Below are 20,834 nucleotides of genomic sequence, written 5' to 3'. Positions count from 1 at the left end.
CGGCTTACGCGCTCGCGTTCTCGGCGGCGGCGCATCTGCCGGCAATGCGGCCGAACACGATGGAGCTCATCTGCCAGTTGCCCGAGATGGTGATCTCGCCCAGCGGGCCGCCCGTGCACATGCCCGCGGCGTACAGGCCGGGAATCACCGCGCCGTCGAAGTCCACCACGCGCGCTTCGGCGTCGGTCTCAAGGCCGCCGTGCGTGTACATGTCGCGGCACGTCTCGGCCGGGCCGGCGTAGAAGGGAGCCTGATCGATGGGCGTCATGTGGTGCGGGTCCTTGCCGAAATCCTCGTCGACGCCGCTCGCGCAGAAGCCGTTGTAGCGCTCGATGGTGGCGAGCGTCGCGTCCTGCGGCACGCCGAACGTCTTCTCCATCTCGGCGGCGAGGCCCTCGATGGTGTCGGACTTCGCCATGTAGCCGGCCGCCACGAACTCGTCGAGCTTCTCCACGGGGAACTTGGTGGAACCGGTGGGGTCGGGCAGGTGACGGGCGTCGATGACGGGGTAGTACGTGTTGCCCGGCAGATCGATGATATCGAGCGCGATGGCGCCGCGCGACGCGCCCTCGTCGGTGAAGCGCTTGCCATCAGGCGCGATGAGAATCTGATTCACCGCACGCGTGAGGCCGGCGGGCGCGATCTTGTTCGACATGGCCTCGGGCACCGAGTAGTACGGGTCGAACATGATGTACTCCATGTGGCGCACCGCCGCGCCGGACTTCTGCGCGATGCGGATGGCCTCGCCGGTATAGGGGCCGTACGGCATGCCGAACGCCGACAGCGTCTCGGCGCACTGCTGCACGAGTTCGGGCACGGCCTGCATGTGGCGGGGGATGAGCACCTCGTCGTCGGACCAGGGGCCGGTGCACATGATGACGCCCTTGCGCGCCTTGATGCGCGTGTTCTTCTTGTCGGAGCACGCCACGCCCACCACGCGACCGTTTTCGTCGCGCACGAGCTCGGCGAGGGGCGTCTCGGTGAGCACGGTGCCGCCTGCGCTTTCGATGGCGGGCAAAAGCTTCTGCGTGAGCTCGCCCGCGGTGGCCGAGATGTACTTGCCCTGGCCGTGACGGCCGTCGGACACGCGCAGCGCGTCCTTGAACTCGCAGCCGTGGTCGATCATCCAGTTCAAGCTGTTCGCGGAATCGTCGCAGTAGATCTTCGCCAGCGCCTCGTCGGCGGTGCCGTTCGACACGCGCATGGCATCTTCCAGCATGAGCTCGGCGCTGTCGGTGACGTCGTCGAAGTTCTGCGGAAGGTGCAGCGACGAGTCGAAGGCGCAGTACTGCTCGCACACGCCCGTGATGCCGCCCGTGGTTTTCTCCTTCTCGATCATGATGATCTCGGAGCCCGCCTCGAGCGCCGTCATGGCCGATGCCACGCCCGCGGCGCCCGTGCCCACCACGACGATGTCGGTTTCCTGATCCCACGAGCCCGCGCCCTCGGCCGTCTTCGCCGACGCGCCCCCTGCGCATGCGCTCAGCGCGGTGGCGCCCAGCAGCCCCGCAGCGCCGATGCCGGCGCTCTTCAAGAAGTTCCGCCTCGAGAGGCCGCTTTCCTGTGCGATGGATTTCGTCATGTTCCTCACCCTTCCCGTTCCCTGCTTGCTGTCTTTCGATGGTGGCGCGATCTCCCCGATCGTCGCCGATGGGTCGCACTATGCGCCATCGCCGACGGCCGGTATCGCACGAAAGGGTCGTCCCCTGTCGCACGAATCGTATGAATTTCGCGTTTCCCCTGGTGAAAGGGATGCAGGGAAGAGGAGGGTTGCCGGTGAAGAACGGCGCGGAGAAGAGGAGGTTTGCCGGCGAAGAACGGCGCGGGGAAGAGGGGGATTGCCGGTGGGGCGAAGGCGTGGACGTGCGGTGTCGGCCCTTTGCCGCCTGCGCAATCTTCGGTGACAGTGCCCCTCGAATGTGGGACAATATGAAGCGAACTATTCGAATTCTCGCATGTGAGGTATGAGCGCCCATGTCTGCCCAGTTCAACATTAAAGCGGCCGACCCCGCGTCCGTGGTGCGCCTGGAACGCGAACTCGGTCTGCCCCGCTTCATCGCCGCGACGCTCGTCGCGCGCGGCATCGATCAGCCTGCAGCGGTTCACCGCTTCCTCGAACCGTCGCTCGAGCGCGACTGGCTCGACCCGTACATCATCCCGGGGCTGTCCGACGTCGCCGACGCGCTGGAAGCCGCCATCAAGCGCGGCGACCACATCCTCGTCTTCGGCGACTTCGACCTCGACGGCATCTCGGCCACCACCGTGCTCACGCGCGGGTTGCGTGCCTTCGGCGCGCAGGCTACGCCGTTCATCCCGCTGCGCTTCGACGAAGGCTACGCGCTGTCCGAGGCCGCCATCACGCGTGCGTGCTCGTACGGCCCGGACTTCATCGTCACGGTGGACTGCGGCATCGCCTGCAAGGTGGAAGCCGCGGCCGTGGTGGAGGCGGGCCTCGGCCTGGCCATCACCGACCACCACGAGCCGGTGGACCTCGTGCCTGAGGGCGTGCCCGTGGCCGACCCGAAGTGCGACCCGGCCTGCCCGAGCTCCATCCTGGCGGGCGTGGGCGTGGCCCTCAAGCTCGTGCAGGTGCTGGGCGGCCGCCTGGGCCAGCCGCACCTGTGGCGCGACTTCACCGATTTCGCCACGCTGGGCACGGTGGCCGACCTCATGCCCATGCGCGACGAGAACCGCGCCCTCGTGGCCGACGGCATCGCGCGTATGAACGAGGCTCCGCGCCCGTGCATCGCCGCGCTGCTGGCAACGAGCGGTGCCGCCGACAAGCCCGTCAGCGCCACGAACCTCAGCTTCTCCGTCATCCCGCGCCTCAACGCCGCCGGCCGCATGGGCGACGCGCAGCTGGCGCTCGACCTGCTCATGACCGACGACTTCGAAGAGGCGAACCGCCTGGCCTCGCAGCTGGAATCGGTGAACGATCAGCGCCGCGCCATCGAGGCCGAGCTGTCTGAAATCGCGAAGGCCCAGGCCGTCGAGGTGTACCACGGTCAGCGCGCCCTCGTGGTGTCGGGCGACGGGTGGCACGAAGGCGTGAAGGGCATCGTGGCCAGCCGCCTCGTGAACACCTACGGCGTGCCCAGCCTGCTGTTCACCATCACGGGCGATGAAGCGCGCGGCAGCGGCCGCAGCGTGGGCCAAGTGAACCTGTTCAAGGCCGTGGAAGCCGCATCGGACCTGCTCACGCGCTTCGGCGGCCACGAGGCCGCCGTGGGCGTCACGCTGCCCACCGCCAACCTGCCCGAGTTCGAACGGCGCCTGTGCGCCTACATGGACGCGCTTCCCGAAGGCGCGTTCCACCCGCTCGTGAACATCGACGCGTGCGTGAGCCTCGACGAGCTCACGCTGGACAACGTGGCGCAGCTCGACAAGCTGGCGCCGTTCGGCCAGGAACATCCCGTGCCCGTGTACCTCGCGCGCGACGTGATGCTGGCGAACTGCCGCGCCGTGGGCGCCGAGAAGAACCACTTCTCGTGCACGCTCTCGGACGGGCGCGCCACCGTGTCGGGCATCATGTTCCACTGCTCCGACATCGAGTCGCTCATGCGCACCGACAGCGTGGTGAACGCCGCGTTCGAGGTGCAAATCGACGAATGGCGCGGCCGCAAGTCGGTGAAGGCCATGCTGCAATCGCTGGCCCCTGCGCGCACCTGCGGCGCGTTGGAGGCGTGCCTCAATCCCGAGAACCTCAGCTTCTTCGCCGACCTGTACGCTACGAGCGACGCCGAGCTGTGCGCGAACGCGCCGCACCGCCCCGAGGACGTCGAGGCGTACGAAGCGGCTCGCGCGGCCAATCGTGCCTGTTGGGAGCGTAAGGCCGTGGACGATCCCGAAGGGCTCGAGCGCGCAATCGTGCACGCCATCATCGGCGACCGTCCGCTGCACGACGCGCAGCGCGACATCCTCGACCACCTGCGCGCCGGCCGCTCGGTGCTGGGCGTCATGGCCACGGGCCGCGGCAAGTCGCTCACGTTCCAGGTGCACGCCGCCGAGCGCGCGCTTGCCCACCACGAGGCCAGCCTGTTCGTGTACCCGCTGCGCGCGCTCATCGCCGACCAGGCCTTCCACCTGCGCGAGGCGCTCGACGCGTTCGGTATCGGCGTCATCACGCTCACGGGCGAAAGCACGCCCGACGAGCGTCGGCAGGGCTTCGCCGGCCTGGCCGACGGCACCTACGACATCGCGCTCACCACGCCGGAGTTCCTCGCGTGGCACGCCGACGAGTTCGCCGGCACGGGCCGCGTGAAGTTCGTCGTGGTGGACGAGGCGCACCACGTGGGGCTGGCGAAAGCCGGGCAGCGCGTGGCCTACGCCACCATCGGCGCGGCCATTGCGAAGCTGAGCGGGCCCGACGGCGGCGCGGCACCCACCGTGCTCGCCCTCACGGCCACGGCCGACGACGACGTGGCCGCCGCCATCAGGCGCGAGCTGCCGGTGGACGCGTGCGTGTTCGACTCGTCCGAGCGCTCCAACCTCGAGGTGGACGACCAGCGCAACCTCAAGAACCGCGACGACTACCTGGCGAACCTCATCGCGTCGGGCGACAAGACGGTTATCTTCGTCAACTCGCGCGAGCAGTCCATCTCCGTCGCGCGCGCCCTGCGCAAGCGCGTTCCGCAGCTGGCGCCGCTCATCGGCTTCTACAACGCGGGCCTTGCGCGCGCCGAGCGCAAGCGCATCGAAGAGCTGTTCCGCACCGACGCGCTGTCGGTGCTCGTGGCCACGTCGGCCTTCGGCGAGGGCGTGGACATCCCCAACATCCGTCACGTGGTGCTGTACCATCTGCCGTTCAACGAGATCGAATTCAACCAGATGAGCGGCCGCGCGGGGCGCGACGGGCAGCCTGCGGGCATCCATCTGCTGTTCAACCGCGGCGACTGCTCGCTGAACGAGCGCATCCTGCGCGACATGACGCCCGACCACGATTGCCTGGCGCAGGTGTACCGCCGCCTGCGCAGCCTGCAGCGCGACAGCGCCGACGAGTTCTTCTCCATGGGCAACGCCGATCTGGCTGCGGCGGCCACCACCGACGCCTTCCCCGTGAGCCCGGCTTCGGCGGCGTGCGGCGTGGCCGTGTTCCGCGAGCTGGGGCTCATCGAGACGCATACGGCCTTCGGCGCCGACGGCATGGCGCGCTCCATTCACGTCGTGGACACGCAGAGCAAGGTGGAGCTGACGGACAGCGTACGCTACCGTGAGGGTTTGGGGGAGCGCGAGATATTCCACGCATTCCGGGACTGGGCGATGAAGAGCGATTCTGCTACCCTCCATGTACGCGTGTCGCGCCCCATTTTGCCGGGCGACGCGGCAAGCGACGCGTGCTAACGCGCAGGTTGGAAGGGAGGAGCGAGCATGAGCAAGAACAACCACGAAGAGCTGTTGGGCGGCGCGCCTGAGGCGACGTCGAACAAGCAGACCGTGGAGGACAATCTGCTTGGTCGGCCGTACGCGGCCGAGAAATCGTTCGCGCCCGAGGCCAAGAAGGACGCGCTCAGCCCCCATACGCCCGAGGAGCGTTTTGCCGAGTTGCAACGTCTGACCTCGGTATACCTCTCCGAAGACGACGAGGCCATGCTGGCGAAGGCGTTCAGCTTCGCGAGCGAGGCGCACGAGGGGCAATGCCGCAAGAGCGGTGAGCCGTTCGTGGCGCACCCGGTGGAGGTGGCCATCATCCTGGCCGACTTGCGCATGGACGTGGAAACGCTGTGCGCCGCGCTCTTGCACGACACCGTGGAGGACACGAGCGTGACGCGCGACCAGGTTGAACAGGAGTTCAACGCGCAGGTGGCGCAGCTGGTGGAGGGCGTGACGAAGATCACGCGCATCGAGGTGGAAAGCCTCACCGACGAGCAGGCTGCCACCATCCGCAAGATGTTCGTGGCCATGAGCAAGGACATCCGCGTCATCGTCATCAAGCTGGCCGACCGCCTGCACAACATGCGCACCCTCGGCGCCCTGCGCGAGGACCGCCGCATCTTCAAGGCGCGCGAGACGCTGGAAATCTACGCGCCCATCGCGCACCGCCTGGGCATCAACAATATCAAGTGGGAGCTTGAGGACCTGTCGTTCTACTACCTGGAACCCAACAAGTTCAAGCAGGTCTCGCGCATGGTGACCGAAAGTCGCTCCGAGCGCGAGGGCTACCTCGACCAGATCATCTCCATCCTGCACGACGAGATGGGCAAGGTGAGCATCCAGGCGCAGATCATGGGCCGCCCGAAGCACCTCTACTCCATCTATCAGAAGATGACGAAGAAGGGCAAGGGTTTCTCCGAAATCTACGACCTCATCGCGGTGCGCGTCATCGTGAAGTCGGTGAAGGATTGCTACTCGGCTCTCGGCGCGGTGCACACGCTGTGGCACCCGATGCCCGGCCGTTTCAAAGACTACATCGCCATGCCGAAGTTCAACATGTACCAGAGCCTGCACACCACGGTCATCGGACCGGCCGGCCGCCCGCTCGAGGTGCAGATTCGCACCGAGGACATGCACCGACAAAGCGAGTACGGCGTGGCGGCGCACTGGCGCTACAAGGAGAAGGGCGGCAAGAGCGGCGACGAGCTCGATCAGCAGTTGGCGTGGCTGCGCCAGATGGTGGACTGGCAAGACGAGTCGCAGGACTCGCGCGAGTTCCTCAAGGATCTGAAGGTTGACCTCGCACCCACCGAAGTGTTCGTGTTCACGCCGAAGGGCGAGGTCATGAGCTTGCGCGCCGGGTCGACGCCCGTCGACTTCGCCTACGCCATTCACACCGAGGTGGGCAACCACTGCGTGGGCGCGAAGGTGAACGGCGCCATCGTGCCGCTTACGTACGAGCTGCAACTGGGCGACCGCGTGGACATCCTCACGCAGAAGAGCGCAAGCCCCTCGCGCGACTGGCTGGGCCTCGTGAAAACGCCGAGCGCGCGCAGCAAGATTCGTTCGTACTTCAGCAAGGTGAGCCGCAGCGACGATTTGCAGAACGGCCGCGACAAGCTGACGCGCGAGATGCGCAAGCACGGCCTGGGCATTTCCAGCGCCCAGTCGATGCGCGCGCTGAAATCGGTGGCCGACCACATGGGCTACAACGACGCCGACGACATGCTCGTGCACATCGGCACGGGCAAGGAAAGCGCCCAGCATGTGGCGAACCGCTTGCTCAAGATTCTCGTGGACAAGGGCCGCGAAGCGGAAACCGCCATGGACTACGTGGCCGGCGACATGTCCACCGGCAAGCTGCCCCCCATGCTGACCAGCGTGAAGGCACCAAAGAAGCACGAGGCGCACACGTCGAACGGCGTGGTGGTGAAGGGCGTCGACGACGTGCTGGTGCGCCTGTCGCGCTGCTGCAACCCCGTGCCGGGCGACGACATCCTCGGGTTCGTCACGCGCGGCCGCGGCGTGTCAGTGCACCGCGCCGACTGCCCGAACGCGCAGGACCTCAAGCAAACCCCCGAGCGCATCATCGATGTGGCCTGGGAGAACGATTTGCCGAAGAACACGTCGTTCAAGGTGGAGGTGTTCCTCGACGCGCTCGACCGCATGAACCTGCTGCGCGACGTGGCCGTCATCCTGTCGGAGCAGGGCGCGAACGTGCTGTCGAGTTCCACCACCTCGCACCGCGACGGCATGGTGGAGATGCGGTTCCTGTTCCAGGTATCCGACATCAATCATATCGATATCGTGCTGAGCAAACTGCGCGGCATTGAAGGAGTGTTCGACGCGCGCCGCATGGTGCCGAAGGCCGGCGGCGGAAAGAAAAAGACTAGGAGCGACGCATGACCAACAAGGTGAAGGGCACGTGCGTGCCCGTCGAGTACCTCGTGCTCGGCATGATTGAGAACAACGTGTACATCATCTCCGACGGCGCGGCCACCATCGTGGTGGACCCGTCGTGCAAGGCCGACGAGATTCTCAAGGCCGTGGGCAACCGCACGGTGGACGCCATCATCCTGACGCATCGCCATTCCGACCATGTGGGCGCCGCGAAGGAGCTGCGCGACAAGACCGGCGCCATGGTGATTGCCTCGGCCATCGACGCGCCCATCATCACGGGCGAGAAGAAGCTGCCGCGCGACGACATGCGCTTCACGCCGTGCCCGGTCGACCATGTGGTGAACGACGGCGACATCCTGAAGATCGGGAACATGCCGTGGAAGGTCATCCTCACGCCGGGGCACACCGAGGGCGGCATCTGCCTGTTCCTCGACCCCCGCTTCGGCACGAACCCCGAGGGCGCTCCGGTGCTCATCTCGGGCGACACGCTGTTCTGCGGCTCCATCGGCCGCGTGGACTTCCAGGGCGGCGACATGAACGCCATGCGCAAGTCTCTCAAGCGACTCGCCGTGCTGCCCGACGAAACCGTCGTGCTGCCCGGCCACAACAGCACCACCAAGATAGGCAACGAACGCAAGCGCGTATTCGCCTACTACGCATAAGCCAGAAGACCAAGGGCGCGCCACCTCCGCTTTCCCACGGCGCGCCCTCTTCCCCCTCTTCCCATGGCGCGCCCTTTTTTTCTATGGCGCGCCCGATGTCTTACGGGTTCGTCGCGCCCCCGCGCGCCGACGCCTCAACCCGCAGGTCACCTCATCGGCGCGCAGCGCCGCACCCAGCAAGCCCGCACTCAGACGCCCCCGGTGGTTCGTCTCATACCCAGGGCAATCGCCAGGCATGCCAGCGCGAAAGCGCCAAAGGCGGCCAGGCCGGGGACGTTCGTTCCGAACATCAGCATCGAAGCGCTCAGCACGAGCGGCGGGAAGAAGCCGCCGAGGCCGCCCATCATGGCCACGATGCCGTTCGCGAGGCCCGCTTGCTTCGTGAAGTACGTGGGCACCAGCTTGAACACCACGCCGTTGCCGATGCCGCACGCGAGGCTCACAAGGTAGATGCCGGCCAGGTACACGGGCAGGTCGGGCGCCACGGCCAGCACCACGGCGCCGACGGCGATGCCGGCGAACACGCCCGCCAGCAGCTTGTAGCAGTCGAAGCGGTCGCCCAGCCAGCCGCCCACCACGCGGATGGCCGCAGCCGCCACGATGAACACCGAGGTGGCAATGCCCGCCGACACGCCGTTCATCCCGTAGTGCGACGTGAGGAAGTTCGGCAGGTACACGGTGAGCGCCACGAAGGCGCCGAACGTCACGAAGTAGAACAGCGACAGGAACCACAGCCGCGCATCGCTCCCGATGGCGCGCATCTGCTCGCGGATGGGCGTTTTCACCCGCGGCTCGTTGCGATCGCCCAGCACGAAGTTCAGCACGATGAACACGGCCAGCAGCACGAGGTACAGCTTCACGGCTGTTCTCCAGCCGAAGGCCACGGCCGCCACGGGTGCGAGCCAGGTGGTAAGCGCCGTGCCCATGTTGCCGAACCCGTACACCCCGTTCACGAAGCCGTGCCGCTCCTTCGGGTAGTACTTCGGCAGCGACGTCACGCCCACGGAGAACACCGCGCCGGCGATGCCGAGGAACACGCCGCCGATGAGCAGCCCCTGGTACGTGGTGGTCTCGCTCAGAAACCATACGGGCAGCACGAGCACGGCGAAGCTTGCCAAGAATACGGAACGCGCGCCGAACAGGTTCGCGCAGTAGCCGAAGGGCACGCGCAGCACGGAGCCCAGCACGACCGGAATAGCGGTGACAAGGGCAATCTGATCGGGAGGAATGAAGATATCCTGCTTGATGTAGGGCAGCAGCGACGACAGGATGACCCACACCATGAACCCTGCGATCAAATCCGCGGTCTGCAACGGCAGCTGTGCTCGACGTATCGTCATGAGTTCCTCCCCCTGGAAACCCTCTCGTAATACGTTAACTGTAACACGCATCATTACGCTCAGGGTAAAATCACCCGTTTTCAAGGGGTTTACCCTGAGAGAGCCTCCTCCTGCTTCGTTGAGGACTTTACGGGGATTTTGCTGAATCGGTCGTAATCCGACGTAAAAAGAGGGGCGAACCCCTTTCGGATTGTTAGTTTTGCGTTAAACTGAGGAACGCTGGGCCTTTTTGCTGTTTTGTCGAGAGGGAATTCGTGACCATAGAGTGGGCTTCGTTCATTGCCGAGCTCGCGTCCAACCCGATCTTGGTGGTTGTGACCCTGTTGAACATCGGCGTCATTGTCGTGAATGGGGCGACGGACGCACCTAACGCGATTGCCACCGTCGTATCGACGCGTGCCATGAAGCCGAAATACGCCATCGTCATGGCGGCTATCTGCAACTTCCTGGGCTTGCTCGTTCTGTCCCTGTTCACCGCCGCCGTCGCGCACACCATCTTCAACATGGTGGACTTCGGAGGCAATTCCCAGCAGGCGCTCATCGCGCTCATGGCCGCTATGGTGGCTATCATCGTGTGGGGCACCGTGGCCTGGTACTTCGGCATTCCCACCAGCCAAAGCCACTCGCTCATCGCCGGCTTGACGGGCGCGGCCATCGCGCTGCAGGGCAGCTTCGACGCCATCAACGGCGCGGAGTGGATCAAGGTGGTGTACGGCATTCTGCTTTCGACGCTGCTCGGGTTCTTCCTGGGCTGGCTCAACTCCAAATTCCTCGGGCGGTTCTGTCGCAACATGGACCGCAAGCGCACGTCGCGTTTCTTCCGTTGGGCGCAAATCGTGTCGGGCGCGGGCGTCGCGTTCATGCACGGTGCGCAGGACGGCCAGAAGTTCATGAGCATCTTCATCCTGGCCATCACGCTGGCAACCGGCGTGGGGCAGGCCGATCAGATGATCCTGCCCGTGTGGCTCATGTTCTTCTGCGCGCTCAACATGGGCATCGGCACCGCCGTGGGCGGCGAGCGCATCATCAAGAGCGTCGGCGTCGACATGGTGAAGCTCGAGCCCTTCCAGGGGTTCGCCGCCAGCTTCGCGACGTTCTTCTGCCTTATGCTTTCCACGTTCGCCGGCTTGCCGGTTTCCACCACCCACACGAACACAACCGCTATCATGGGCGTGGGTGCAGCGAAACGAAAGAGTGCGGTGAAGTGGGGAATTGCAATCGACATGGTGAAAACGTGGGTGCTCACCTTCCCGGGGTGCGGTTTGCTCGGGTTCGTGTTCGCCCGCCTGTTCCTAATGTTCTCGTAGAGGAGGACCTGTGAGCAAGAAGACGAAGTTCGATTATTTCGACGCGTTCGAGAAGCAGACGCAAGTTGCCGTCGAGGAGGCCGATCTGCTGATCGAGGCCATCGAGGGATTCACCGAGGCCGAGGATCTCAAAGCGGTCATGGAGCGCGCGCACGCTCTCGAGCACAAGGGCGATGAGATCAACCATGCCATCTTCAAGACGGTGGCAACCGACTTCATCACGCCCATCGAGCGCGAAGACATCCTCAACATGTCGCAGTACCTCGACAACATCATCGACTACATCGAAGACGTCATGCAGCGTTTCTACATGTACGACGTGCACTTCATCCATCATGACGCGCTCGAGTTCGCCCACCTCATCAAGAAGAGCTGCGTGGCGCTCGAAAAGGCCATGGAGGATTTCCGCAACTTCAAGAAGTCCAAAATGTTCAAGCAGCTCATCGTGGACGTGAATACGTACGAGGAAGAGGCCGACCAGCTGTACATGCAGGTCATCCGCAAGCTGCACACGCACGACCGCGAGAACCCCATGCGCGTGCTGGTGTGGTCGCAGATTTTCGACCGCATGGAGAAGTGCTGCGATTCCTGCGAGCACGCCGCCGATACGATGAACTCCATTCTGCTGAAGAACGTGTAGAAAGCCGAAGGGGGCCTCATGGGCAAGAAGGAGAAGTTCAGCTACTTCGATCTGTTCGAGAAGCAAGCGGCCGCCGCCGTGCTCGAAGCCGAGCTGCTGCTTGAGGTCATCGACAACTACGGTTCGAAGGATGCGGTTGCCGACGCGATGGAGCGCGCCCATACGCTGGAGAACGAGAGCGACAAGTACGCCCACGCCGTCTACCAGCGCCTTGCGCACGACTTCATCACGCCCATCGAGCGCGACGACATCATCGAGTTGACGCAGGCCCTCGACAACCTCATCGACTACATCGAAGACGTCGTGCTGTGCTTCCACATGTACCCGGTGCTCGATATGCACGAGCACGCCCGCGAGTTCGCGAAGCTCATCAAGAAGAGTTGCAAGGCGCTCGAGAAGGCGATGAACGACTTCCGCAACTTCAAGAAGTCCAAGACGTTCCGCGAGCTCATCATCGACGTGAACACGTACGAAGAGCGGGGCGACCGCCTGTACATCAAGGTGAATCGCTGTCTGAGCGAGGAAAAGGGGGTCGACCCCCTGACCACGGTGATGTGGTGGCGCATTTTCGACCGCATGGAGAAGTGCTGCGACGCCTGCGAACACGTTGCCGACACCATGGGCGGGATCTTGCTGAAGAACGCGTGATGCTCCTTCGGCCAACCGGCCGAAGGAGCATGCCGATGCCGCGCCGCATTCTAGCTGCGCGGCTCGAAGGGGTCGGAGGGCTCGTCTTCTCCGGCGCCGGTGATGCGGCGGAATTCCTCGCGGTTCACGACGATGCGGTCGCTCGGGTCCACCACGTCGATGCCGGGGACGTCCACCGAGGTGGTGGCGTTGGCGGGGGCATTGCCTTCCAGGTTCCTCTTCGGCACGTGCTCGCCGTTGAGGCGCGCCCAGAATATGCGCAGCTTCTCGTAGCCGTGACGCTCTTTGTCGCGCTCCACCTTGCCCTTCGGCGGGCGTACGCGGCGGGCCACCGACTTCACCGGGCGCGACACCACGCGCGTGACCACGTCGGAGTAGTCGCGGGGCGGGCTTGTACGCCATCCGAAGAACAGCGACGCGTAGCGCAGCCCCAGCACGAGCACGACGCAGGTGAGGGCCGCATAGTTGTCCAGGATGTGGTTCTGGCTCATGAGCGCGTAGGCGATGCAGCCGATGAGCGCCGCGCTGCCGTACAGCGCGCCGGCTTGGAACGCCTCGGGCTCGCGGTTCATCATGATGTCGCGCAGGATGCCGCCGCCCACAGCGGTGATGGTGCCCAGGATGATGGACGGGATGATGTCGAGCCCCGCCGACAGGCTCTTGCTCACGCTGATGACGGCCCACAGGGCAACCGAGAGGTTGTCCAGCAAATCGACGATGGGGTCGAGGTAGGTGGCCAGCTTGCCGAAGTAGAACACCACCACGCCCGCGATGGCGCAGGCGATGATGAGCGTGGGCTTCTGAAACGCGTAAATGCCGTAGTTCTGCAACAGGATGTCGCGCAGGATGCCGCCGGCCAATCCGGTGATGATGGCGATGCACACCACGCCGAATATGTCGAAGCGCCCGCGCACGGCGCTCATGGCGCCGGACAGGCCGCCGGTCAACGCAGCGGCCATTTCCAGCCAGAAGGGGATGGTGAGGGCAACGTCCAGCATGGGGCGCTAAGCTTCGTCGGCGACGCGGGCGCCGTCCTCCACCGACACGACGAGGGCCACCACGGGCTCACCCGAGAAGTCCAGCTCGTGCGTGATCTCTCGAGCGGCCGCGAGGTCGAAGGTGTCCTCGTCGAACGCGAACAGGTTGTCCTGCGCCTTCTCAAGCGCCTCGTCGAACAGGTCCCAGAAGCCCACCGTGCGCACCTCGCCCGTGAACGGGTTCTCCCACGCCTCGTGAGCGCGGTTGTCGAACTGGCTCGTCGTGAGCGCGACGGGGCGGTGGCTCATGGAGCGGTAGAACGAGTAGGGGCGCAGCAGTTCTTCGACGCGGCCGATGATGGCGCGCTTGCGGCCCGAGGGGGAGTAGAACAGGCGCTGCGCGATGCGGAAGTCTTTGACGGCCGTCTCGAACATGGTGGCGGGGATGATCTCGCCGTACACGGTGAGGGCCACGTAGGCGTACATCTTGGAGATGATGCGCAGCACGAAGTCGCTCGCGTTGAGGATTTCGGCGGACGGGTTGAACGTGGCCACGGTTTCGGCACGCTTCTCGAACAGCACGAGCTCGTCGAGCTCGCTCTCGATGACGCCGTGCACCTCGCTGCCATCGGCGCGCGACAGGCCGGGTTCGCCGGCGTCGCACACCTGGTATTCGTGGAAGAACACGAACGGGTGCATGGTGGAGTCCAGCGTGTAATGGCACAGGAATCCCAGCGCGTAGGCACGGCCCACTTCCTGCTCGGCGCTGCCCAGGATGCTCAGGGAGTTCTTGAGGGCGGCCAGCAGCTCGCTCGGCTTCTTGTTGTGCATGGTGGAGCCCAGGCGGTTGTGTTCGCGCAGCTGAGGGCTGAGCACCGTGTAGAACAGAGGGTCGGGGCCCTGGTTGCCCAGGAGGAAGGCCTCGGCTTCATCGCGCGAGCCCCCGATGAAGGTGTACAGGCGGTCGTAGACGTCGCGCCCGAAGAAATCGTGAGTTATGAGTGCGGGCATGGAGGTGACGCTCCGTTCTGACTTGAATTTTACCGGTGACGCTACGCGCTATCATATACAATGAGCGGGGACTTGTTAACCTTCGGTTTCGCACTTGTGAAGAAGGTTTCCCAAGTTGACGTAATCGAGACGAGAGGCGCGACCATGGTAGGCAAGCTGACCAAGAAAGAGCGAAGCTGGATTCTCTACGATGTGGGCAATTCGGCGTTCGTGCTCCTTGCTACCGCGCTCATTCCCGTGTACTTCAAGACGCTGGCCGAGCCCGGTTCGTCGGTGGTGGTGGCATGGGGCTACGCCGAGACGGTGGCCTCGCTGCTGCTGGCGCTGCTCATGCCCGTGCTGGGCAGCCTGGCCGACCTCAAGGGCAACAAGAAGAAGTTCTTCGTGGGCACCGTGGGCACAGGCGCCATCGCGCTGGCCGCGTTGGGCATTCCCACGACGGCGCTCGCGTTCCTCATCATCTACGTCGTTGCGTCCATCATGCTGAACGGCTCGATGGTGTTCTACGACGCGTTCCTCGTGGACGCCACCACCGACGAGCGCTACGACGAAGTGTCGTCGCAGGGGTACGCCTGGGGCTACATCGGCTCGTGCGTGCCGTTCATCCTGTGCCTCGTGGTGGTGCTGCTCGGGCCGTCCGTCGGCATTCCCATGGACATCGGCATGAAAATCGCCTTCCTCATCACGGCCGTGTGGTGGGTGGCGTTCAGCATCCCGCTCATCCGCGACGTGCATCAGACGCACTACAAGGAACGCGCGACGCACCTGCTGCGCGACACGTTCTCGGGTTTGTGGCGCACGCTCAAACGCATCTGGAAGGACCGCCGCCTGCGCTTGTTCATGCTGGCGTTCTTCTGCTACATCGACGGCGTGCACACCATCATCAAGATGTCGACGAGCTACGGCACCGACCTCGGCATCGACGCGACGCAGCTGGTGCTGGCGCTGCTGGTGACGCAGTTCGTGGCGTTCCCCTCGGCCATCGCCTATGGGCGCCTGTCCACGAAGTTCGGCACGAAGCGCATGCTGCTCGTGGCCATCGGCGCGTACTTCTGCATCACGCTGTTCGCGGCGTTCTTCCTGCGCGAGGCCGTGGAGTTCTGGATTCTCGCGATTTGCGTGGGGCTGTTCCAGGGCGGCATCCAGGCGCTGTCGCGCTCGGAGTTCGGCAAGCTCATTCCGAAGGAGCACGCGAACGAGTACTACGGCTTCTTCGACATCTTCGGGAAGTACGCCGCCGTCATGGGCACGTTTTTGGTGAGCATTTTCACGCAGATCACGGGGAATTCGTCGCTGGGCGTGCTGAGCATCGCCGTGCTGTTCGTGCTGGGCTTCGTGCTGCTGCTGCGGATGCCCGACAAGAAGGGGTAGGGCGGCTGGCTCTGCGTCCCGCGGTTTCGTTTTGCAGCGCCGGCACCTCGCGTGCCGGCTTTTTTTATGCTTGCAATACTCTGCGACCTCATATACTATGTGAAGCATAGTATAACGGCATCGGAGGTATATCATGCACAACGTCATCTTCCAGGACTTCATCCACTCAACGCGCGGCGTGCTGTGCATCGTGCTGGTGGCGACCTTGATGCTGGGCGCGTGCTGCATGGTGACCGGGCGCCTGATGGCGCCGCCGCACGCGGCGGCCACCACCGTGGACGTGACCGTGGTTGCCGAGGTGCCGGCGGCCGAGGAGCAGGCGTTCGTGCCCTGGGGAACGAAGGTCCCCGTGCTGTCGTCGCTCGCGTCGATGCTGGTGGCGTCCGACCCTGACGCCACGCCCACCTCGTGGCACGGCCTGTCGGTCACCCTCTGCAAGAAGCTGCTGCAAGCAGGCTACTTGTAGGAACGGGCTCTTACCGCTCTGCGGGTTGATACTTGCGGCTGAGGAAATCGGCGAACAGCACCATGGCGGGATTGTCCTCGTCGAGCTTGTGGCAGATGGACACGGGCCCGAACACGCGGGGAGAGAAGTGCAGCGTGACGCGATCGTCCCGCAGCTGGAACGGTGGAAAGGTGAGCAGGCTCGCATCGCACAGCAGCACGTCTTCGGGAAGCGCCTTGTTGAGCGCGAGGTCTTCGAGCGAGTCGCAGTAGCGCTCGTTGATGGCGCAGCGCAGGTTGTTGCGCTTCACCGTGCCGGTGATGCAGGCGTTCCAGGAATCGTGCTTCATGTTGGCGGGTATGAGCAGCGTGTGCCCGTTGAGGTCGTCGATGCAGGGGTGCGGGATGGCGGCAAGCGGATGGGACTTGTCCACCCACAGCAGCAGCTCCGTCTCGGTGTAGGGGACGAGCTCCACCTGGTGCTTCCTTTGCAGCTCCTCGTCCTCGTAGTCGGCGTATCCCAGGTAGGCGCAATCCACCTTGCCCGATGCGACGTCCTCGATGCCGTCGATGTCTGCCCATGGGCAGATGACCACGTCGATATGGGCGTGGATCTTCTGAAACTCGTAGATGTAGTTGAGCAACGGTGCGCTGTACTCGTGGCGCGGCGACCGGATGACAATCTTGCCCTCGGCGTTCTGCTGGAGGGTTTGCAGCCGCGGCAGCAGGTCGTCGTGCAGCGCAACGATTTCCAGGGCGGTGTCGAGGAAGCATTGGCCGGCGGGCGTCAGGCGCGTGCGGTCGTTCGCGGCACGCTCGATGAGCAGCACGCCCGTTTCGCGCTCGAGCGCGCGGACGTGGTTGGACAGCGCCGGCTGGGTCATGTGCAGCGTTTTTGCCGTCGATGTGAAGTTCAGCTGCCTCGACAGCTCGATGAATTCACACAGATGCTCGATGTTCACGCGGCTCCCTCCCCGTACGCATCGCTCCCTCGCGTGCAGTATACCACGAGGTCGCGAGCGGCTTTCGCCAACCTCCTTCGGGAAAACGCGCCGCAGGGCTGTGGGGGCCATAACGAATGCGCATGACCTCCAAACGGCGCGCGCTCCCTTGTCTCCAAAGCATTATTTCTCCGACACCGCGCGCGGTCGGTATGCTTTGACCAGGGGAAAACCCAAGGGAGCCGCCCGAGCGGCGGCGAGAAGGAGGCAGAGATGTCAGAGCTTACCAGAAGGAATTTCTTGAGGGGCGCGGCACTCGTTGCGGGAACGGGCGCACTGGCCGGCTTGGCGGGATGCTCCGCCGCAGGCGCGAAGGACGCGCCGCAGGCCGCGGCCGAAACCGTGACGTGGGACGAAGAATTCGATGTCGTGGTGGTGGGTGCCGGCTTGGCGGGCGCCAGCGCTGCGGTGGCGCTTGCCCTTGAGGGCAGCGGCGAAACCTGCCTGCTCATCGAGAAGGGCACGAGCCCCCTTGGAAGCGGCAACAGCCCGTTCAGCGGCGGCAGCGTCATCTACACGGACCCCGAGCACAAGGACGGGTGCCTGAAATACTGGAAGGACCTGCGCGGATCGTTCACCACCACGCCGGACGACGTGCTTGAGACCTTCGTCGACTACATGGCCAGCACGGTGGACTTCATGAAGCAGGCCGGCGCGAAAGAGGAGGACTTCACCCTGTTCGAGCCGGGCAAGGCTCATCTGCTGAACGAGGGCGGCAGCGACGCGGAATACAGCGGCAACAGCATCATCTCGTGCTGGCCCGAGTACCCCGAGTTCGAGACGTCCACGAGCGTCGGACGTTTGATCTTCTCGGGTGCGGAGATGAAGACGGTGTCCATCTTCATGCTGTCCGCGGTGCAAAGCCACGACGACGTCATCACCATGAAGACGGGTGCGGCGCTCACGCAGCTCGTGCAAGACCCCGAGACGAAGGCCATCCTGGGCGCCGTGTACGACGACGGCGGGAAGCCCGTTGCCGTGAAGGCGAACAAGGGCGTCATCATGTGCCTGGGCGGTTTCGAGCGCAATCCCGCAATGCTGCAGGACTACCTGTCCATTTCTTCGGCGCACCATCTGGCGGGCGACTGCGACACGGGCGACGGGTTCAAGATATGCGCCGACATCGGGGCCGACTTCTGGCACATGAACTCGATGGCCGGCACGTGGAACGGCGCCATGAAGTTCGACGGTTCGGCGCATGCTCCGTGGTTCACGCTCGGCCGGCAATACGGCATCACCGTGGGCGTGCACGGACGGCGCTACTACATGGACGTGGATTACGTCGTGTCGCAGAGCTGGTACGACTACGCTCAAGGCGAGGCTGACATCGCCACCACCACGAGCTGCCGTCACGGCCACTACAACTTCGGCGGCGAGTGGCCCCACGTGGTGCTGCCGGCAACCAGCTGGTTCGTGTTCGATCAGGCCAACATGGAGAACGCGGTGCGCGGCGGCGTGGGCGTGCTGACGGAGAACGACCCGGTGGAGGACGGGTGGGCCGTGAAGGCCGACACCATCGAAGAGCTGGCCGCGCTCATCGACGTGCCCGCCGACGAGCTCGTGCAAACCGTCGCGGTGTGGAACGATTGCTGCGACAAGGGCGTGGACTACCAGTTCTACCGCTCGCCCGACTGGCAGTATCCCGTTGCAGAGCCGCCCTTCTACGCGATTCGCTGCGAGCCCGAGTTCATCAACACGGATGGCGGCCCCGTGCGCAATGCGAAGGCGCAGATTCTCGACCGGGAAGGCGAGCCCATCCCGAACCTGTACTCGTCGGGCGAGTTCGGCTCGGTGTGGTGCAACATGTACCAGGGCGGCGGCAACTTGAGCGAGTGCGTGAACTTCTCGCGCATCGCCGTCGATACGATCCTGGGCAAGTAAGCGGCCCTGCAAAACCCCGATTCCCCCGCGAGCCGGCCTATCCTTCCCTCGGCTCGCGGGGGACGGCGGTTTCTACGAGGTGGCGCGTTCCCAGGAGGCCGACGAGCACGACGAGGCCGAGCAGGATGAACGTGATTTGCGTGGCCTCGGTTTGCACGTTGGCGTGGGAGGCGACGAGCTCGTCGGCCTCCTGCGCGGGCAGCTGGTAGGGCTCGATGAGGGCGAGGAACGACTCGTCGCTTGCGAAGGTGGCGCTCTGCTCGATGAACAGCGGGCGCGTGGCCGGGTCCACCGCGTCGGACGGAAGCGCGGAGGCCATGCCGAAGGACAGCGCCAGCAAGAGCGACGTGCCCGCGGCGGCCGTTCCCAGCGCCATGCCCACGTTGCGGGCCGCACCCTGCACGCCGCCCGACTGCTGCGCGTCGCGTCCCGACACGGCCGAGGCCACAGCGTTGTTCGCCTGCGAGTTCACCGCGCCCACGCCAAGCCCTCCCAAGCACACGCCCGCGTACAGCGTGGGTCCCACGCCGCCGTTCGTCACGCCTGCGGCGATGAGCGCGCACGCGGCGGCCATAGTCGCGAACCCGCCGCGGATGAGCAGGCGGGACGACAGGTGGGGCGCGAGCTTCGGCAGGAAGGTGGCCAGCACGAACATCGGCAGCGCCGACAGCAGCGAGAAGATGCCGGTTTGAAACGCTGTGAACCCGGCGATGAGCTGCAGATGCGGGGTGATCACCATGCCCTGCGCGCCCATGTAGAAGAAGGGCAGCGCCACGGCGACGAGGCCCGCGCGCACGGGGCGGCTCTCGATGAATGCGCGCGGTATGAGCGCGCTGCCGTGCACGCGCTCGACGCGCCGCTCGACCGGGATGAGCACGACGAGCAGCACCAAACCGCAGGCGGCCAGCGGCAGGGCGGGCGAGATGCCGGCCAAGGTGAAGGGGCAGCCCGTGGTGGGTGCCACCACGCCCCAGGCGGGAATGCGCGACACGCCGAACAGGAACAGGCCCAAGCCCAGCGCGGCAAGCGCCGTGCCCACGCCGTCGAGCCGCGCACTGCGGCCCTCCGCATGCAGTGCCGGCAGCAGGACGGTGCTCAGCAGCACGAGCACGAAGTAGACGCCCAACACGCCGAACGTGATGCGGAATCCGGTGCCGTCCATGAGCGCACCGAGCGCAAGCGGCGAGAGCGTGGAGATAGCGGCCGCTCCCGCGATGGCGCCGAACGCGATGGCGCGCCGGCGGCCCTGGAACAGCCCGGGCACGAATCCCAGGACGGCGGGCGTGACGAGACTGGCTCCCAGGCCCATGACGAGTCGCCCGCCCCAGGTGAACGTCAACATGTCGGGTGCGCACGCGGCGAACGCCTCGCCGGCGACGGCAAGCACGAGGCCGATGCGCAGCGTGCGTCGCCAACCCCAGGCGACGCCCAGCATGCCGCCGGCAATCATGAAGGCACCTGCTACGAGGGCGTACACGGTGGTTGCCACTTGGATGTCGCCGAGCGAGGCGCCCAGCTCCGTCGAGAGTTGCGCCACGGCGATGTTCATGGCCGCGTTGTCGCTTGTGGTGCCGATTTGCGCCAGGATGAGGGCGACGAGCGGCGCGTACGATGGCGAACTCTTCGCGGGTGCGGTGGCGGTGCGCATGTGGGAGCGAGATGACATGAAAACCCCTCCAGCCGAGATGCAGCCCCAGCTGCGAATCCGGTGTTTTCGCTTATTGTAGGCGGCGCAGCGAAACGGCCGCCTTCGACAATTGCCGGAGAAACGGCAATTGTGCC

15 protein-coding genes are annotated in these 20,834 nt (G+C 65.1%); 9 read left to right on the top strand and 6 right to left on the bottom strand.

Annotated elements, in window-relative coordinates:
* Nucleotides 1-4: 4 nt before the first annotated feature.
* Nucleotides 5-1,582, bottom strand: coding sequence for an FAD-dependent oxidoreductase (locus tag C1876_RS01905; protein WP_114545037.1), 1,578 nt, complete (start codon nt 1,580-1,582; stop codon nt 5-7).
* A 392-nt stretch (nt 1,583-1,974) separates the two neighbouring features.
* Between C1876_RS01905 and recJ the strand changes: the two genes are divergently transcribed.
* The 3 genes from recJ to C1876_RS01890 are packed head-to-tail and all read left to right on the top strand — an operon-like array spanning nt 1,975 to nt 8,432.
* Nucleotides 1,975-5,340 (top strand): single-stranded-DNA-specific exonuclease RecJ, encoded by a 3,366-nt coding sequence (gene recJ, locus C1876_RS01900; protein ID WP_114545036.1) that lies wholly within the window; start codon nt 1,975-1,977, stop codon nt 5,338-5,340.
* Between the two features lie 27 nt (nt 5,341-5,367).
* On the top strand, nt 5,368-7,776 hold the full coding sequence (locus C1876_RS01895) for a RelA/SpoT family protein (protein WP_114545035.1): 2,409 nt from the start codon (nt 5,368-5,370) through the stop codon (nt 7,774-7,776).
* Nucleotides 7,773-8,432: an MBL fold metallo-hydrolase gene (locus C1876_RS01890; protein WP_114545034.1), complete on the top strand. Its 660-nt coding sequence runs from the start codon at nt 7,773-7,775 to the stop codon at nt 8,430-8,432. Before C1876_RS01895 ends, C1876_RS01890 begins: the two co-directional genes overlap by 4 nt.
* 188 nt (nt 8,433-8,620) lie before the next feature.
* Here the strand turns inward: C1876_RS01890 and C1876_RS01885 are convergent, their stop codons facing one another.
* Entirely contained in the window at nt 8,621-9,772 is a 1,152-nt protein-coding gene (locus C1876_RS01885) for a nitrate/nitrite transporter (RefSeq protein ID WP_114545033.1), read from the bottom strand.
* Between the two features lie 254 nt (nt 9,773-10,026).
* Between C1876_RS01885 and C1876_RS01880 the strand changes: the two genes are divergently transcribed.
* The 3 genes from C1876_RS01880 to C1876_RS01870 are packed head-to-tail and all read left to right on the top strand — an operon-like array spanning nt 10,027 to nt 12,367.
* A complete protein-coding gene (locus tag C1876_RS01880; protein ID WP_114545032.1) occupies nt 10,027-11,079 on the top strand; it encodes an inorganic phosphate transporter in 1,053 nt (350 codons plus the stop codon).
* 10 nt (nt 11,080-11,089) lie between these two features.
* Nucleotides 11,090-11,719: a DUF47 domain-containing protein gene (locus C1876_RS01875; RefSeq protein ID WP_114545031.1), complete on the top strand. Its 630-nt coding sequence runs from the start codon at nt 11,090-11,092 to the stop codon at nt 11,717-11,719.
* A gap of 18 nt (nt 11,720-11,737) precedes the next feature.
* A complete protein-coding gene (locus C1876_RS01870) occupies nt 11,738-12,367 on the top strand; it encodes a DUF47 domain-containing protein (protein WP_114545030.1) in 630 nt (209 codons plus the stop codon).
* A gap of 50 nt (nt 12,368-12,417) precedes the next feature.
* Here C1876_RS01870 and C1876_RS01865 read toward each other — a convergent pair whose 3' ends face one another.
* Both C1876_RS01865 and C1876_RS01860 read right to left on the bottom strand, forming a co-directional pair.
* Nucleotides 12,418-13,365 carry a trimeric intracellular cation channel family protein gene (locus tag C1876_RS01865; protein ID WP_114545029.1) on the bottom strand — a complete coding sequence of 316 codons (948 nt, stop codon included), beginning with the start codon at nt 13,363-13,365 and terminating at the stop codon, nt 12,418-12,420.
* A gap of 6 nt (nt 13,366-13,371) precedes the next feature.
* The gene (locus C1876_RS01860) at nt 13,372-14,355 is read right to left on the bottom strand and encodes a zinc dependent phospholipase C family protein (protein ID WP_114545028.1); all 984 of its coding nucleotides are present in this window, start codon (nt 14,353-14,355) and stop codon (nt 13,372-13,374) included.
* A gap of 144 nt (nt 14,356-14,499) precedes the next feature.
* On the opposite strand from C1876_RS01860, the gene C1876_RS01855 reads away from it, so the two are divergent.
* Nucleotides 14,500-15,726 carry an MFS transporter gene (locus C1876_RS01855; RefSeq protein ID WP_114545027.1) on the top strand — a complete coding sequence of 409 codons (1,227 nt, stop codon included), beginning with the start codon at nt 14,500-14,502 and terminating at the stop codon, nt 15,724-15,726.
* Between the two features lie 133 nt (nt 15,727-15,859).
* Nucleotides 15,860-16,192 carry a hypothetical protein gene (locus tag C1876_RS01850; protein ID WP_114545026.1) on the top strand — a complete coding sequence of 111 codons (333 nt, stop codon included), beginning with the start codon at nt 15,860-15,862 and terminating at the stop codon, nt 16,190-16,192.
* A gap of 10 nt (nt 16,193-16,202) precedes the next feature.
* Here C1876_RS01850 and C1876_RS01845 read toward each other — a convergent pair whose 3' ends face one another.
* Nucleotides 16,203-17,132 (bottom strand): LysR family transcriptional regulator, encoded by a 930-nt coding sequence (locus C1876_RS01845; protein WP_158544544.1) that lies wholly within the window; start codon nt 17,130-17,132, stop codon nt 16,203-16,205.
* 252 nt (nt 17,133-17,384) lie between these two features.
* On the opposite strand from C1876_RS01845, the gene C1876_RS01840 reads away from it, so the two are divergent.
* Nucleotides 17,385-19,052 (top strand): FAD-dependent oxidoreductase, encoded by a 1,668-nt coding sequence (locus C1876_RS01840; protein ID WP_114545024.1) that lies wholly within the window; start codon nt 17,385-17,387, stop codon nt 19,050-19,052.
* Nucleotides 19,053-19,089: 37 nt separating this feature from the next.
* On the opposite strand, the gene C1876_RS01835 is transcribed toward C1876_RS01840, so the two are convergent.
* Complete coding sequence (locus C1876_RS01835) at nt 19,090-20,718, bottom strand: MFS transporter (protein ID WP_114545023.1); 1,629 nt, start codon at nt 20,716-20,718, stop codon at nt 19,090-19,092.
* Nucleotides 20,719-20,834: the final 116 nt, after the last annotated feature.

Origin of the sequence: Eggerthella sinensis (assembly GCF_003339815.1) — a bacterium.
Lineage (GTDB): Bacteria > Actinomycetota > Coriobacteriia > Coriobacteriales > Eggerthellaceae > Eggerthella > Eggerthella sinensis.
Note: the sequence above shows the minus strand (reverse complement) of the source record. Positions and strands in the feature narration are given on the sequence as shown.

Excerpts from the sequence above, each read along its gene's own strand:
- C1876_RS01905 (WP_114545037.1), bottom strand. The coding sequence starts at position 1,582 with ATGACGAAATCCATCGCACAGGAAAGCGGCCTCTCGAGGCGGAACTTC.
- recJ (WP_114545036.1), top strand. The coding sequence starts at position 1,975 with ATGTCTGCCCAGTTCAACATTAAAGCGGCCGACCCCGCGTCCGTGGTG.
- C1876_RS01895 (WP_114545035.1), top strand. The coding sequence starts at position 5,368 with ATGAGCAAGAACAACCACGAAGAGCTGTTGGGCGGCGCGCCTGAGGCG.
- C1876_RS01890 (WP_114545034.1), top strand. The coding sequence starts at position 7,773 with ATGACCAACAAGGTGAAGGGCACGTGCGTGCCCGTCGAGTACCTCGTG.
- C1876_RS01885 (WP_114545033.1), bottom strand. The coding sequence starts at position 9,772 with ATGACGATACGTCGAGCACAGCTGCCGTTGCAGACCGCGGATTTGATC.
- C1876_RS01870 (WP_114545030.1), top strand. The coding sequence starts at position 11,738 with ATGGGCAAGAAGGAGAAGTTCAGCTACTTCGATCTGTTCGAGAAGCAA.
- C1876_RS01865 (WP_114545029.1), bottom strand. The coding sequence starts at position 13,365 with ATGCTGGACGTTGCCCTCACCATCCCCTTCTGGCTGGAAATGGCCGCT.
- C1876_RS01860 (WP_114545028.1), bottom strand. The coding sequence starts at position 14,355 with ATGCCCGCACTCATAACTCACGATTTCTTCGGGCGCGACGTCTACGAC.
- C1876_RS01855 (WP_114545027.1), top strand. The coding sequence starts at position 14,500 with ATGGTAGGCAAGCTGACCAAGAAAGAGCGAAGCTGGATTCTCTACGAT.
- C1876_RS01850 (WP_114545026.1), top strand. The coding sequence starts at position 15,860 with ATGCACAACGTCATCTTCCAGGACTTCATCCACTCAACGCGCGGCGTG.
- C1876_RS01840 (WP_114545024.1), top strand. The coding sequence starts at position 17,385 with ATGTCAGAGCTTACCAGAAGGAATTTCTTGAGGGGCGCGGCACTCGTT.
- C1876_RS01835 (WP_114545023.1), bottom strand. The coding sequence starts at position 20,718 with ATGTCATCTCGCTCCCACATGCGCACCGCCACCGCACCCGCGAAGAGT.